At 41.5% G+C, this 12,220-nt stretch carries 19 protein-coding genes and 4 pseudogenes; 12 read left to right on the forward strand and 11 right to left on the reverse strand.

Annotated elements, in window-relative coordinates; genetic code table 11:
• Window positions 1–97 precede the first annotated feature (97 nt).
• Entirely contained in the window at window positions 98–481 is a 384-nt protein-coding gene (locus ABHC48_RS14980) for a TnpV protein (protein ID WP_025579824.1), read from the reverse strand.
• A 423-nt stretch (window positions 482–904) separates the two neighbouring features.
• Window positions 905–1,009, reverse strand: a pseudogene (locus ABHC48_RS14985) (DUF6783 domain-containing protein); the annotation flags it as partial.
• Here ABHC48_RS14985 and ABHC48_RS14990 point away from each other — a divergent pair.
• Window positions 986–1,090, forward strand: a pseudogene (locus ABHC48_RS14990) (DUF6783 domain-containing protein); the annotation flags it as partial. The pseudogenes ABHC48_RS14985 and ABHC48_RS14990 overlap by 24 nt on opposite strands.
• 61 nt (window positions 1,091–1,151) lie before the next feature.
• Here ABHC48_RS14990 and ABHC48_RS14995 read toward each other — a convergent pair.
• From ABHC48_RS14995 to ABHC48_RS15005, 3 genes are all read right to left on the reverse strand, one after another.
• Window positions 1,152–1,373 carry an excisionase gene (locus ABHC48_RS14995; protein ID WP_021650362.1) on the reverse strand — a complete coding sequence of 74 codons (222 nt, stop codon included), beginning with the start codon at window positions 1,371–1,373 and terminating at the stop codon, window positions 1,152–1,154.
• A 424-nt stretch (window positions 1,374–1,797) separates the two neighbouring features.
• Window positions 1,798–2,070 (reverse strand): helix-turn-helix domain-containing protein, encoded by a 273-nt coding sequence (locus tag ABHC48_RS15000; protein WP_173716270.1) that lies wholly within the window; start codon window positions 2,068–2,070, stop codon window positions 1,798–1,800.
• Window positions 2,057–2,203 (reverse strand): hypothetical protein, encoded by a 147-nt coding sequence (locus ABHC48_RS15005; RefSeq protein WP_334285713.1) that lies wholly within the window; start codon window positions 2,201–2,203, stop codon window positions 2,057–2,059. Before ABHC48_RS15005 ends, ABHC48_RS15000 begins: the two co-directional genes overlap by 14 nt.
• Window positions 2,204–2,444: 241 nt before the next feature.
• Between ABHC48_RS15005 and ABHC48_RS15010 the strand changes: the two genes are divergently transcribed.
• From ABHC48_RS15010 to ABHC48_RS15020, 3 genes are all read left to right on the forward strand, one after another.
• Window positions 2,445–2,687 (forward strand): helix-turn-helix transcriptional regulator, encoded by a 243-nt coding sequence (locus ABHC48_RS15010; protein WP_226837646.1) that lies wholly within the window; start codon window positions 2,445–2,447, stop codon window positions 2,685–2,687.
• 143 nt (window positions 2,688–2,830) lie between these two features.
• Window positions 2,831–3,004, forward strand: a complete 174-nt coding sequence (locus tag ABHC48_RS15015; RefSeq protein ID WP_005426514.1) for a hypothetical protein — start codon at window positions 2,831–2,833, stop codon at window positions 3,002–3,004.
• Window positions 2,991–3,137, forward strand: a complete 147-nt coding sequence (locus tag ABHC48_RS15020; protein ID WP_243271427.1) for a hypothetical protein — start codon at window positions 2,991–2,993, stop codon at window positions 3,135–3,137. The genes ABHC48_RS15015 and ABHC48_RS15020 overlap by 14 nt, the downstream gene beginning before the upstream one ends.
• Window positions 3,138–3,153: 16 nt before the next feature.
• Here ABHC48_RS15020 and ABHC48_RS15025 read toward each other — a convergent pair whose 3' ends face one another.
• The 5 genes and pseudogenes from ABHC48_RS15025 to ABHC48_RS15045 form a co-directional block, all read right to left on the reverse strand.
• The gene (locus ABHC48_RS15025) at window positions 3,154–3,486 is read right to left on the reverse strand and encodes a DUF262 domain-containing protein (RefSeq protein WP_233456069.1); all 333 of its coding nucleotides are present in this window, start codon (window positions 3,484–3,486) and stop codon (window positions 3,154–3,156) included.
• A 64-nt stretch (window positions 3,487–3,550) separates the two neighbouring features.
• A complete protein-coding gene (locus ABHC48_RS15030; protein WP_187566383.1) occupies window positions 3,551–4,441 on the reverse strand; it encodes a Fic family protein in 891 nt (296 codons plus the stop codon).
• A 341-nt stretch (window positions 4,442–4,782) separates the two neighbouring features.
• Window positions 4,783–4,881: pseudogene (locus tag ABHC48_RS15035) on the reverse strand (TnpV protein); the annotation flags it as partial.
• A gap of 52 nt (window positions 4,882–4,933) precedes the next feature.
• Window positions 4,934–5,113, reverse strand: a complete 180-nt coding sequence (locus tag ABHC48_RS15040; RefSeq protein WP_334285714.1) for an aldo/keto reductase — start codon at window positions 5,111–5,113, stop codon at window positions 4,934–4,936.
• Window positions 5,114–5,129: 16 nt separating this feature from the next.
• Complete coding sequence (locus ABHC48_RS15045; protein ID WP_195700099.1) at window positions 5,130–5,894, reverse strand: carboxymuconolactone decarboxylase family protein; 765 nt, start codon at window positions 5,892–5,894, stop codon at window positions 5,130–5,132.
• Window positions 5,895–6,250: 356 nt separating this feature from the next.
• On the opposite strand from ABHC48_RS15045, the gene ABHC48_RS15050 reads away from it, so the two are divergent.
• Window positions 6,251–6,391, forward strand: coding sequence for a hypothetical protein (locus tag ABHC48_RS15050; RefSeq protein WP_021651320.1), 141 nt, complete (start codon window positions 6,251–6,253; stop codon window positions 6,389–6,391).
• A 6-nt stretch (window positions 6,392–6,397) separates the two neighbouring features.
• Window positions 6,398–6,520 (forward strand): annotated as a pseudogene (locus tag ABHC48_RS15055) (transposon-transfer assisting family protein); the annotation flags it as partial.
• Between the two features lie 254 nt (window positions 6,521–6,774).
• Here the strand turns inward: ABHC48_RS15055 and ABHC48_RS15060 are convergent.
• Entirely contained in the window at window positions 6,775–7,011 is a 237-nt protein-coding gene (locus tag ABHC48_RS15060) for a helix-turn-helix domain-containing protein (RefSeq protein ID WP_118064609.1), read from the reverse strand.
• Between the two features lie 331 nt (window positions 7,012–7,342).
• Between ABHC48_RS15060 and ABHC48_RS15065 the strand changes: the two genes are divergently transcribed.
• The 6 genes from ABHC48_RS15065 to ABHC48_RS15090 are packed head-to-tail and all read left to right on the forward strand — an operon-like array spanning window position 7,343 to window position 11,966.
• Complete coding sequence (locus ABHC48_RS15065) at window positions 7,343–8,047, forward strand: lantibiotic protection ABC transporter ATP-binding protein (protein WP_025580190.1); 705 nt, start codon at window positions 7,343–7,345, stop codon at window positions 8,045–8,047.
• Complete coding sequence (locus ABHC48_RS15070; RefSeq protein ID WP_195700100.1) at window positions 8,048–8,794, forward strand: lantibiotic immunity ABC transporter MutE/EpiE family permease subunit; 747 nt, start codon at window positions 8,048–8,050, stop codon at window positions 8,792–8,794.
• A gap of 2 nt (window positions 8,795–8,796) precedes the next feature.
• Window positions 8,797–9,540 carry a lantibiotic immunity ABC transporter MutG family permease subunit gene (locus tag ABHC48_RS15075; protein ID WP_025580193.1) on the forward strand — a complete coding sequence of 248 codons (744 nt, stop codon included), beginning with the start codon at window positions 8,797–8,799 and terminating at the stop codon, window positions 9,538–9,540.
• Complete coding sequence (locus tag ABHC48_RS15080) at window positions 9,533–9,910, forward strand: NisI/SpaI family lantibiotic immunity lipoprotein (RefSeq protein WP_025580194.1); 378 nt, start codon at window positions 9,533–9,535, stop codon at window positions 9,908–9,910. The genes ABHC48_RS15075 and ABHC48_RS15080 overlap by 8 nt, the downstream gene beginning before the upstream one ends.
• 38 nt (window positions 9,911–9,948) lie before the next feature.
• Window positions 9,949–10,611 (forward strand): response regulator transcription factor, encoded by a 663-nt coding sequence (locus tag ABHC48_RS15085; RefSeq protein WP_173716263.1) that lies wholly within the window; start codon window positions 9,949–9,951, stop codon window positions 10,609–10,611.
• Window positions 10,602–11,966 carry a HAMP domain-containing sensor histidine kinase gene (locus ABHC48_RS15090; RefSeq protein ID WP_195700101.1) on the forward strand — a complete coding sequence of 455 codons (1,365 nt, stop codon included), beginning with the start codon at window positions 10,602–10,604 and terminating at the stop codon, window positions 11,964–11,966. Before ABHC48_RS15085 ends, ABHC48_RS15090 begins: the two co-directional genes overlap by 10 nt.
• Window positions 11,967–12,220: the final 254 nt, after the last annotated feature.

Here is a 12,220-nt window from a genome sequence, read left to right on the forward strand (position 1 = left end):
GAAAGGGCAGTTAATGAAAAGTCTCCATACTGCTTTTTCGTTTGCACCACCTTCGATTCTTTCCTTAACGATTTATCATAATCATTCTACCATACCGTTATGAATAAATCATCTCATGCAAAACAATTTCTTCTGCCCGATTGTGAATGTTATTGCAACGCTGCACCCATTCCATCTGACAGATACTCTTTAATTCTTCTGTGACCCCCTCAGCAGCTTTCATCTGCTCTATGATTGTATCTAATCGCTTCTGTGCCTGTTCGTTCAGATCTGCAAGATATGTCCATAATTCCCCTGTCAGGGTCAATGTATTCAATCTGGCTGGGTGGACTTCTCTTAAATATTCCCGGTGCATCCGTCCGTACTTTCCGATAGGGCGGTGTTCCTCCGGCAATTTCAAATCTGGTAAATAATAATCTCCATTCAGAGTGTAATGCAGTCCGTTTTTCTCTTCATAAATGTGTTTCTTTAATCCGCTCATATTTTTAATCTCCTCATTCTGGTTTGTTGTTTCTGCAAGTCTGACTCTCCAGAAATATTGGTAAATCATTGGTAAAATCGAGAATTGAACACAAGAAATGCTATTTATAGAAGTATTTAAGACGATTTAAGACTTTTTCTCACGAACAGTAAATCCTGCCGTGGCAGACAAATAACACTCTTATCATTGCTTAAAACTCCTTGAAATGCTGTATTTACGCTGTTTACAGATATTTTCCGATAATCCTCAATCCTGTCATTTTCCTGTATATCACAGCATAAATTCGTATATTTTCTTATCCAAATTTAGTAACTTCTTAGTAATAACCAGCCTGGAAAACAGGCTTCCTAAGAACCTTATAATCAGATTATTTTTAATTTTTTTCTATTATTTTATCATACTATGCCGGTTTTGCAATCCTATTCATCTCTTCCTAGAGCGTGTTTGAAAAAGGCTTTCTGCAAGATGTGCGTCACAATTTGTGGGAGATTTCGCTCGGATGAGGGCGCCGTAGCGGGCTACGGCAACCGAATTCGGGTGAAATCTCCCGCAAAGTGGGGCGTGCAGATTGCGGGAATGATTTTTCAAACAGGCTCTAGCACGATATAGGAATTATATCATACCAGGGCTAATATTTCCACTTTAAAGCACTAAATTGTTCGTATATTTTTTACAAAGACGTAGTCTGATCCAGAAAGGCCTCAAATTTCTTACGGTTAATCAACGACTTACACCCCACCTGGACTGTAAAGCAACATTCTGAATTTAGATGTTCCGAAATAAGCATCCTTATTTTCTTTTCACCTATTCCAAAATATTGCACTGCTTCATCCACCGTAAGCATATATTTTTCCCAAATTGGAATCTTACCTTTTTCAATTTTAATCGCCACTCTTCTCTCCTCCTTTTCTCTTTGGACAAAACATTTTTATCTGCCCATGACAATTTACAATTTTATATACTGTCATCGGCAGATAAAATTACAATACAGGTGGCAGTTCAGTACTCTGCCCACATCGTTTTTGCACCGTCATTAAATATGACCAGATCTTTTCTGGAAGTATCATTATTACAGATATGCTTCGTCGCCCTGTGCAGCTGCTGCACATTTTGTCAAATTCTTCTCGCTCCATACCTTTACTTCAATGTTATATTTCAGCATTTCTTCGTATTTACTCCATTAGCAGAGCATATATATCATGGCGGATTTACCTAGTGGCTCTACATATCTTCACGTCCTGTATGTAAAACAATATACAATTTTCAAGGTACAAAAATTCCTGAAGGGGAAAAGGAATCTATATTAAATACTCCCTTTACTGATTACTTTTCCTTACATATGATTTCGTATCAAATCCCAAGGTCTTAGTAATCAGTTTTGCTTCCAGGCGTTGACGCAGAGTTTCATCTACACAGTAATGCACCTGTCCAAATTCGTCAAACATTTTTCTGGTAGCTAAAACTGTTATGTACCCTTCATAATGCTTCAACACTGCCTGGATTTCCTCAGTATCACCAGTTGATGCTGCCTCAATAACATGGAATGGCAGCAAATCAAATGCGCATTTCTGTTTTTTACTTTTTTTCATTTGCAGATTCCTCCATATTTTTTCTCATCAGTTCCAGTGATCGTCTACGATGCTCATTAATTGTGCTGCGTACAAGATTCATTTCTCTGGCAACGTCTGCATCACTCATATCCATAAAATATGATAATAACACAACATTCCTTTTCTTTTCAGTAAGTGTCTGCAGTGCTTCAGCAATCAATCCGTCACGTAATGACGGATATGATACCAGACAATATAATTCTTAATCTTTCCAATACTCCGGATCTGTTTTACGGAAATTTAGAATTTTATATGTCTTTTAAAAAGTGAAATATCACCCTCTTTTTTAGTGAAATATTAGTTCATTTTCTTTCAAGAAAGGGAACTATACACTAAACATGGAGGTGTATTATATGCTAAAACAAACAGATAAAGAACTGGAATTGTTTTTTAAGAACGCCCGACACGAGCAAAAATTGACTTATGAGGAATTAGCTGAAAAAGCAGAAATGTCCAGCCGATATTTAAAGGAAATTGAAAATGGGGGCCGAGTTCCCAGTTTTCATAAAATCAGAAAACTGGTACGCGCTTTAAATGTTCCTCCTGAACCGTTTCGTTCCCGACTACGAAGTTGTCGCACTGGCCGAAGTATTTAATGTTTCCTGCGAAAATCTTCTTGGTCTGACGGACGCTCCTGCAAAATAATTCAATTGTATTGCTGCCCATTCTATGCTAAACTATGGATAGATACTTCTGAACAACATACACTATTTATAAACCGTATGATTGGAGTGATTTCATGGAATTAACAAAAAAAGTCCCTACAACCGATAAAAACCAGGAAAACAATCATCTTCTCCGCATGTTAGACCGGGGAATTGATGATATGGAAGCTGGTCGTGAATTGCCACTGGAAGATGCTTTTCGCAAAATCACAGAATTAAGGGATGCACGAAGAAATGCAAGAATATAAAATTATTTTAACCTGGGAAGCAATTTACGATGTCACCGACATTGCAGATTATATCGAAGAAGAAAACGGCCAGCAACATGCTGACCGTTTTCAATCTGATCTGAAAGAACAAATTTACGATTTCTTGCTCTGATTATACGCTATCAGGATTATATTCTCAACCACTTCTCACAGTTCCATTTATGTTTTATAGCTTTTGCATAGCCTGCTTTGCAGGCTACACCCCAAAAGAAGCAAACACTGCCAGTGTCATGACACCTAGCTTTAGTTTTTACATCTGGATTCTTCCAAGTAATAATGTAGCCAGTAGGATAGCCATTATATAAAGAATCTATTAAATCTCTAACCTGACTGCGCTTCCATACAAATGGACGCTGAATTTCAGGAATAACAAAATCTTCTGCATCAATCAGTCCAAGAATTGCGTGAACCGAATACTGCATTAATGTAAATTTTTCACCAGTCATTGCTGTACCTCTCATCTAATGATTTTCCTCAAACCAAAGTGTGAGATGACACTTTGAAAAGGACTTATAGAAATCGCTTTTAATAAACAATTCTAAAATAATCCAAATATGCTTTATATTTATCCTGTGCGGTCAGACAGGTATCTGTCAGATAACCTTTTTCATTGTTCCATTCTTTCAGTCCACGATAATAGAACATTTTCAGATTATCTTCGATAATAAACGGCACAATATTGTATTTCAAACATTCTTTAAACATAATCAGACGTCCTACACGACCGTTGCCGTCCTGGAATGGATGGATCTGTTCAAACTTCACATGAAAATCCAAAATATCCTCAAAAGTCTTTTCTTCTTTTCCGTTGTACTCAGTCAACAGAGCTTTCATTTTATCGGCAACTTCTTCTGGAAATGCTGTTTCCATTCCGCCAACTTCGTTCGGCAATTTCTTGTAATCACCAATAACAAACCAATCTTTTCTGGAATCACTGGTTCCATTTTTCAGAATCAAATGTAGTTCTTTAATAAACTTTTCTGTTAAAGCCGCTTTTGCATTATCAATAATCATATCAATGCAACGGAAGTGATTTGCTGTTTCAATCACATCATCCACATTCAGCACTTCGTTTTCTACGCCTATGGTGTTGGTTTCAAAGATGTATCTGGTCTGATCATGGGTCAGACGGCTGCCCTCAATATGATTGGAGTTGTATGTTAAATCAATCTGTGTCTTATGGTAAATGCCGCCAGAATACTTACTTGCTTTCTGCTCTTGCAGAATATCCAGCAAAGTAACTGGCTGCTCTTTCTTTTTGTTTGAGCGCTCCGGTTTTTCTGCATTTTCAGGAATATTCCAAGTCTTACCGGTAAGAAATGCACCTGGTACACGTCCCTGTGCACAATAATTTCTGACGCTGCGCTCTGAAACATTCCACTTTTTTGCTATTTCAGTAACTGAAAGGTATCGCATCTGTTCTCCTCCGTTATAATTCAAATCAAAATTTACACTTTTATATAGTATATCACATTATCGGCAAATTATCAAACATTCATCTTTGCTTACATCTTATGTTTTTGCCGTTTTCGGCATCATTTATCTTTAATTAAATACCAAACTATCCTTGTAAATCAAAAATCTGTTTTACAAGGCATACTTTTCCTTTTTTGCTCATTTTTAAGCAAAACCTTGTTATAAGTTTTAGCGGCAATTTTGCCGATAAAGAAACCAGCCCGTTTCCGAGCTGGTTCCAATTCACATAATGTATAAATAACATCCAGTCTTGCTTATTTTACTTTTTATTACAGAACCAACTAATGAATCACAATCTCTTCCGCCCGATTGTAAATGTTGTTCATAGCTTGTATCCACGCCATCTGATTCTATTCTTTCAATTCGTCCGTTACATCCTCAAGAGCTTTCCATGATGCTCGATTTCCCTCTACATATCTGTCTTCGCACTGATTAACCTTTGCCCACGCCACGCTCATTACCATATGCCTGTGCAGTATCAATATGTCTATATCCAATCTCTACCACTGCTTTTACAGCGTCAGCAACCTTATCATCATCAATAAACCAGGTTCCAAGACCAAGCTGTGGAATTTTTACTCCATTATTCAATTCAATATTTCTATCAAACATTTCATTCACCTTCCTATTATAATTTCCCATATTCTTCATCACTTACTGGTTCAAGCCATTCATTAGAACCATTTTCGCCCGGAACCTCTATTGCAAGATGGCTAAACCATTCATCTGGTGCGGCGCCATGCCAGTGTTTCACTTCTGCCGGAATATTGATGCAGTCGCCTGGCTTCATTTCTACAGCTTCTTTGCCTTCTTCTTGATAATATCCTCTTCCGGCAACGCATACCAGAATCTGTCCACCTCCACTTTTTGCATGATGGATATGCCAGTTATTTCTGCATCCAGGTTCGAATGTCACATTGAAAATTCCAACCTGAGAAGTAGAAATCGGTGCAAGAAAACTTCTGCCGGAAAAATACTGTGCAAAGCCATCATTTGATACACCGATTGGAAATACCATCTCTTTTGCATGCGCACGCATCCCTTCCTCTTCGTATGGCAAATCTCCTTCGCCTGTTTCCCACACTTCCTTTGCAAGATTGAAAACAGCCCATGCTTTTGGCCAACCTGCATAGAATGCGGCATGTGTGATCACTGCCGCAATCTCTTTTTGTGTCACACCATGATTTTTTGCATTTTGAAGATGATATTTTAAAGAAGAATCCGTAATTCCGGAAGCCATCAGAGCAACCACTGTGATAATGCTTCTTGTTTTTACGTCGATATCCTGGTTATTCCAGTTTTCGCCGAAAAGTACATCATCGTTAAAATGTGCAAATTCCGGTGCGAATTTACCAAGTGTATTTTTTCCTGCTGTCTGTATTATTTTTCCCATTTTCTGTATACCTCCATAATACTGTTGTTTATAAAGAGTTTACCTATTCACTGATTTCCTGTTTTGTTCCATGATTTAACAGTCTGCCTTTCCAAATGGTAACGGAAAGAAGAATCCGTTAATCCTTGCGCAAGCAATGCAGTTACCGGGACCAGTGATCCGTCCCTCAAGCCGCACTTCTGCATATACATCCCCTTAAACTTTTTTCCCATCCCATAAGCCTCTTTTAATGCCGGATTGCCCTGTATTGCGCCAACAGCATCTGCACCTCCGCAAAATACGGTTCCTGCAAGTTTGGAATTTAGAAACCATTCGATTCAACATTGTTTTCATATGTCCGCTACGGGGTATATGCCATGATTAACAAAGATGAGCGCCGTGATGTGAGTATTCGCAAGCCCCGGCCATCTATCCGCAAGCAGCTTGCCGACAGCAAACAGGCCACCAGCCCGAAAAAGGCGGCGGCCAGAACCAAGAAAAATGAATTGGAGGTATGAGGAATGATGCACTTTACCGTGGAAGAAGAAAATTTGATCTGTATGTACCACAACGCAGACCGACGCAGGACGATAGGCAAGATCACCGCAGCCATGCCGGGTATGGACGGGGATATGTGGACGCTTGCGTCCGGCGTCTTTTCTTTTTGCCTGTTCCTACGCATTTAGGACCCAGTATTGACGGGGATAGGATAAAGTATTCGCCCACCTCTGCAAACGTGCGGGAGAAGCCTTGAAACTGGCGGTTATCAGCCCCGAAAGGCGTAGGTTACAGTCATTATTAGCCCCCGAAACAGGTACAGACGCGCAGCGGGTGTATCTGTTTCGGGGGTGTGCAGGTGATAGCCGCAAAGCGGCGTAAGAGGGTGCAGCCCTCTTGATCGTTATTCTTGTTCCAGCGGGAAGCTCGGCAACGCTTCCAGCAGCTTTAAGGAAATGTGCTGCCGCATATCCTCGTCAATGACTTTTTTCACTTTGCCGCCCGGCTGCCTGATCTCCACCGTGGAAAGCTCGTCGATGTAGTCCGCATAGTGGGCCAGCACCTTTTCTGTGGCCCACTTCTCACCGGCAACGGCGGCTTTGATTGTTTCATAGTCCAGCAGCTTTTCTTGTCCGTCCATCCTGATACCCCCGTCAGATTGATTTTTTCCATGATACCATATCTGAGAGTATGGAGCCAGAGAAACCGGCGATTTTCTGCTGGTAAATTCTACGCATTTAGAGCGGCACTATGGCGGGGATAGGATAAAACACTCACATACCCCGCCGACTATGCGGGAAAAACCTTGAAATATAGGGCTTTTTAAGGCCCTAAATGCGTAGGTTGGTGCTTTGTTGCGATATGCTCCACGGTTACGGTGTATTGTTCATATTCTGTTTTCGGGAATCTTTATGAAATCTTCAAAATTGCCCGGTATGCTATCCGTAAAATCAAAGAAAGGACTTGATTATATGGATATGATTTTGAAAACGACTGACCTCTGCAAAAATTTCAAGGGGCAAATGGCGGTAAACAATGTGTCACTGAACATCCGGCGCAACTCGGTTTATGGTCTGCTGGGGCCGAATGGGGCTGGCAAATCCACGATCTTAAAAATGCTCACCGGCATTTTACGCCCCACATCGGGAAGCATCGAGTTTGACGGCCACCCGTGGAAGCGGAATGATCTGGAGCATATCGGTGCTTTGATTGAGATGCCCCCGCTTTACGAAAATCTGACTGCATACGAAAATCTCAAAGTCAGAACTACATTGCTCGGCCTGGACGATGCACGAATTAACGAGGTATTGCAAATTGTCCAGCTCACGAATACCGGCAAGAAACGGGCCGGGCAGTTTTCTCTTGGTATGAAGCAGCGGCTTGGTATTGCTATTGCATTGCTGAACAGTCCCCAGCTTTTGATTCTGGATGAACCGACTAACGGCCTTGACCCTTTAGGGATTGAGGAACTTCGAGAGTTAATTCGCTCTTTTCCCTGCAAAGGGATTACAGTTATTTTGTCCAGCCATATTCTGTCAGAAGTCCAGCAGATTGCAGATCATGTGGGTATCATTGCTGGCGGCGTCCTTGGATATGAGGGAGAGCTTCGCGCCGGTGAAGATTTGGAACAACTCTTTATGGATGTTATTCGCAGAAATGGTAAGGAGGGATATTAAATGGAGATGGCATATATTCAGGCAGAGAACCTAAAGCATAAGAGAACTTTCACAAAAACGCTGATCGTTCTGGCCCCGTTTGTAACTGCGCTTATGAACTTTTTTGCCCCTCTTTGGTTCCAGCTCAATTCTTATAATTGGTGGTATATCCTGCTTTATCCTGGATTCCTTACGCTCACCTGTGCCTTGATTGAACAGCGGGATAATGGCAAACTAAAATATCGTGCCGTTGCTTCATTGCCTGTTTCGCAGAACAAAGTCTGGAAAGCAAAAATTGGAGTGGCCGGTATTTACTCCTGTGTGGGGAATTTCATTTTCCTGGCGCTAAATCTGTTGGGCGGTTTTGCAATATTAGTTATCAACGAAATTCCCCTGACAATCGGAATTTGGCAGGCTGCGGCCGGAACAGCTTGTATTGTCATTGCAAGCCTATGGGAAGTTCCGCTGTGCTTATGGTTATCAAAAAAAGTTGGTATCTTTGTCACGGTTATTCTTAATGCCGGACTTGGAAGCGTTTTAGGGATTTTCACGGCTACAACCTCTTTGTGGATGATCTGCCCGTATAGCTGGGTGCCACATCTTATGATTTCCGTGTTAAGTATTTTGCCTAATGGTGAGCCGGTTGCAGATCAGAGTACGGCAATGGCATTTTGGATGATTATACTTGTATTGGTCATTTCGCTGGCCTGGTTTGCGGCGCTGTCATTTTTAACTGCAAGATGGTTTGAGAAAAAGGAGGTGGGGTAACTATGGTATCTGTGGTTCGCTGCTGGAAAGCAGAATATCAGAAGTGTAAACATAGCATTTTGCTCTATATGCACAGCATGATTCCGATTATATGTGCGGCGATTTTTGCGGGTTACTATCATATATCCAGATGGGAACTGGCAACCAAAATCAGTGCCTATCTGGAAGTGCTGGCCGTTGCGTTCCCGTTTCTGATCGGCATTATTGTGGGCCTGGTTGTTCAGATCGAAAATCAGGCCGGGCATTATCAGCTTTTGTTGGGAACAATCCCATCTCGCATGGCAACGTATATTGGTAAACTTGGTTTTCTGATGATCTGTGCTTTTGGCGCAACATTTTTAGCGTTAGGAACATTCGCTGCACTATATAGGGATGCTCCGGCAAGCCTTTACCTGAAAGCAGGGATTCTATTGTTGATTACCATGCTTCCCATTTACCTGATTCATTTGTTTGTGGGAATGAGCTTCGGAAAAGGTGCATCTATGGGATTGGGAATTGCAGGGAGTTTAATAGCTGCCCTTATGATAACAGGGCTTGGTGACGCTACATGGAAATATATTCCCTGGGCCTGGGGCGTTCGTGCTATGGATTACACTGTGCTTGCATGGGATAGCCCCCAACTGTATGCACAGGTAAAAACCGATTTTTTCAGCGGTATGATTATTTCTGTATGCTGCACTGTTTGTCTGCTGATTGCCAGTTTGGTTTGGTTTCATGGTTGGGAGGGAGGTAAAAACAGTGAATAAAAAGTGCCTGTTTGCCGTGGTAATTGTGCTTGTAAGTCTTATATGCTTATCGGCCTGCGGTGCGCTCCGCGATACCGCCGATAAAAATAAGGCGTTAAATGAATCTCTGCCGTATTATGAGCTGAACGCCGCAAACTATGATGAAATTTCATATAACGGCCTGACATATACCATAACGGATGAATGTCTTGAAATGTCAGAACTGCAAGAAGAAATCGGGCAGGTATCGAAACGCTTCAAAAATGTGGCGGGGGAAGATTTCAGTTTCGGCTACGTTTACAGTATTGTGGATGTGGATATAAGCAATGCCGTAGCTGTAAATATCAACAATGAATATCGGAAAGCTGACATTAAAAATAATGATGAGTAACCTCGACAATGTGGTATAATGGGGCGGGAGGTGATTTTTTGACCCACTTACTTGTAGTTGACGATGAAGTTTCTATCTTGGAATTGATTAAGAACAGTTTGGGGAAAGATGGATATTTGATAACAGTCTGTCAAAATGCGGATGATGTAGACATCAAAAAGCTGCATTTCTATGACCTCATTCTTTTGGATGTGATGATGCCTGGCACAGACGGGTTTGAGTTTTGCAAACAGATCAGGAATATGGTAGACTGCCCGATTCTCTTTCTGACCGCAAAGACATTAGAGGAAGATATATTGTTTGGATTGGGCATCGGTGCGGATGATTATATTACGAAACCTTTTCGTATTCAGGAGCTTCGCGCCCGTGTCGCGGCACATTTACGCAGAGAAAAAAGGGAGCATCACAGCATACTTTCATTTGAGCCTGATATAAGATTTGACCTTTCCGCAAAGGTACTGTATGTTTCAGAACAGCCGGTTCCCCTTACCAAAAGCGAGTATTCAATCTGTGAATACCTTGCGAAAAACCGGGGACAGGTTTTTACAAAAGAACAAATCTATGAAGCCGTTTTCGGGTTTGATGGAATAGGCGATAACTCTACGATCTCAACGCATATAAAAAATATTCGTGCGAAATTGGAGCATTTCAAAATAAGTCCGATCAGCACCGTATGGGGGATAGGATATAAATGGGAGTGAAAAAGAAACCTACATTGAAAATATTGTTTCGCCAGTTTGCTATCTCCCTCATTGTCATGCTGGTAGCGGCAATTATTGTCCCTTCTGGTTTGGAAGGACTTGCTGTAAATGCTGGATTAGCTACAAGAGCAAATCTAAGTGAATTGCAGGTAAAAGAGATCATTCCAACGCTGACGATTGCCCCGGATATTACAAAGGTTGTGATTCCACAGGGATGCGGCTACTTAATTCTGGACAAGAACTTTAATGAGCTTTACAGCAATATGGACGATGATGAAAAAGAAATTGCCCTGCTGTACGCAAAGGGAGAATATATTGAATATGCTACGGGGAGGCAGTTTGCACTTGTTGTCCGGGAAAACGAATTTTGCGTTTTAAGGTATTATATTGGTTCTCAATTTACAGTGTCATGGCTACCGGAATATTTTCCATCTCCTGACACGCTTGCGTTTATCCTGATGGCTGTAAATTCGCTGCTGGTCATTATCATACTGACCGCCAGATTTGCTAAGAACCTGCGTACACAACTGACCCCGCTTTTTGAAGCAACTGCGGAGGTTTCAAAGCAAAACCTTGATTTTGAAGTAGGACACGCCAAAATCAAAGAGTTTGAAGATGTCCTTGCATCTTTTTCAGATATGAAAGATAATCTGAAAATTTCGTTAGAACGGCAATGGAAAACCAAACAGACACAGAAAGAGCAAATCGCCGCGCTTGCCCATGATTTGAAAACGCCTCTGACGGTTATTCAAGGAAATGCTGATTTACTCACAGAAACAAATCTTGATGATGAGCAACGATTATACGCTGGTTACGTCGTTGAAAGCTCCGGCCAGATGCAGTCATATATTCAAACCCTGATTGATATATCACGGGCGGCGGTTGGTTATCAGCTCCATATTGAAAGTATAGACTTGCCAGCGTTCATGCAGCACTTGTTCGGTTATATGGAATCACTATGCCGGACAAAAGAAATCCGGCTGCAAATGAATACTGTTTCACTCCCTCAAATGCTGAAATTTGATAGGGTGCTGATAGAACGTGCTATTATGAATGTTATCAGTAATGGGCTGGACTACTCCCCGCAAGGCGGAACGCTTTATGTGGATGTTCAGAGTAACAACGGTTTCGTGGAAATTTCAGTCACAGACGAGGGAACGGGGTTTTCTAAAGAGGCATTATGCCACGCACAGGAACGGTTCTATATGGGCGATCAAAGCCGCAATTCAAAGTTACACTTTGGTATGGGTCTATATATTACAAATTCGATTATGGAACAACATAATGGTCAGCTTATTTTAGAAAATTCAAAAGAAACCGGCGGCGCAAAGGTTACTATGAAACTTCCTTGCTGATTTTCCGATAGTGTAATGGACGTCTTTTATGTCCGTCCATTTTTCAAATCTTTATGGAATCTTCAAAACAACAAAACGCTTCAAATCGTCGCCCGGTAGGTTTACGACCTGCCGGGCGATTTTTGTCGATTTTCGCGGATTGTCATTTCCGGCAAAAAATCAGATGGAAAAGGAGGCGGTCAGCAGACCAGGGCCAGCATAGGCCCCTGACAACGGACAGGATCATCCTGCTCACTCCCCACGGAAAGGGGGTG

Source organism: Ruminococcus sp. 1001136sp1, from assembly GCF_039841815.1.
Lineage (GTDB): Bacteria > Bacillota > Clostridia > Lachnospirales > Lachnospiraceae > Blautia_A > Blautia_A faecis.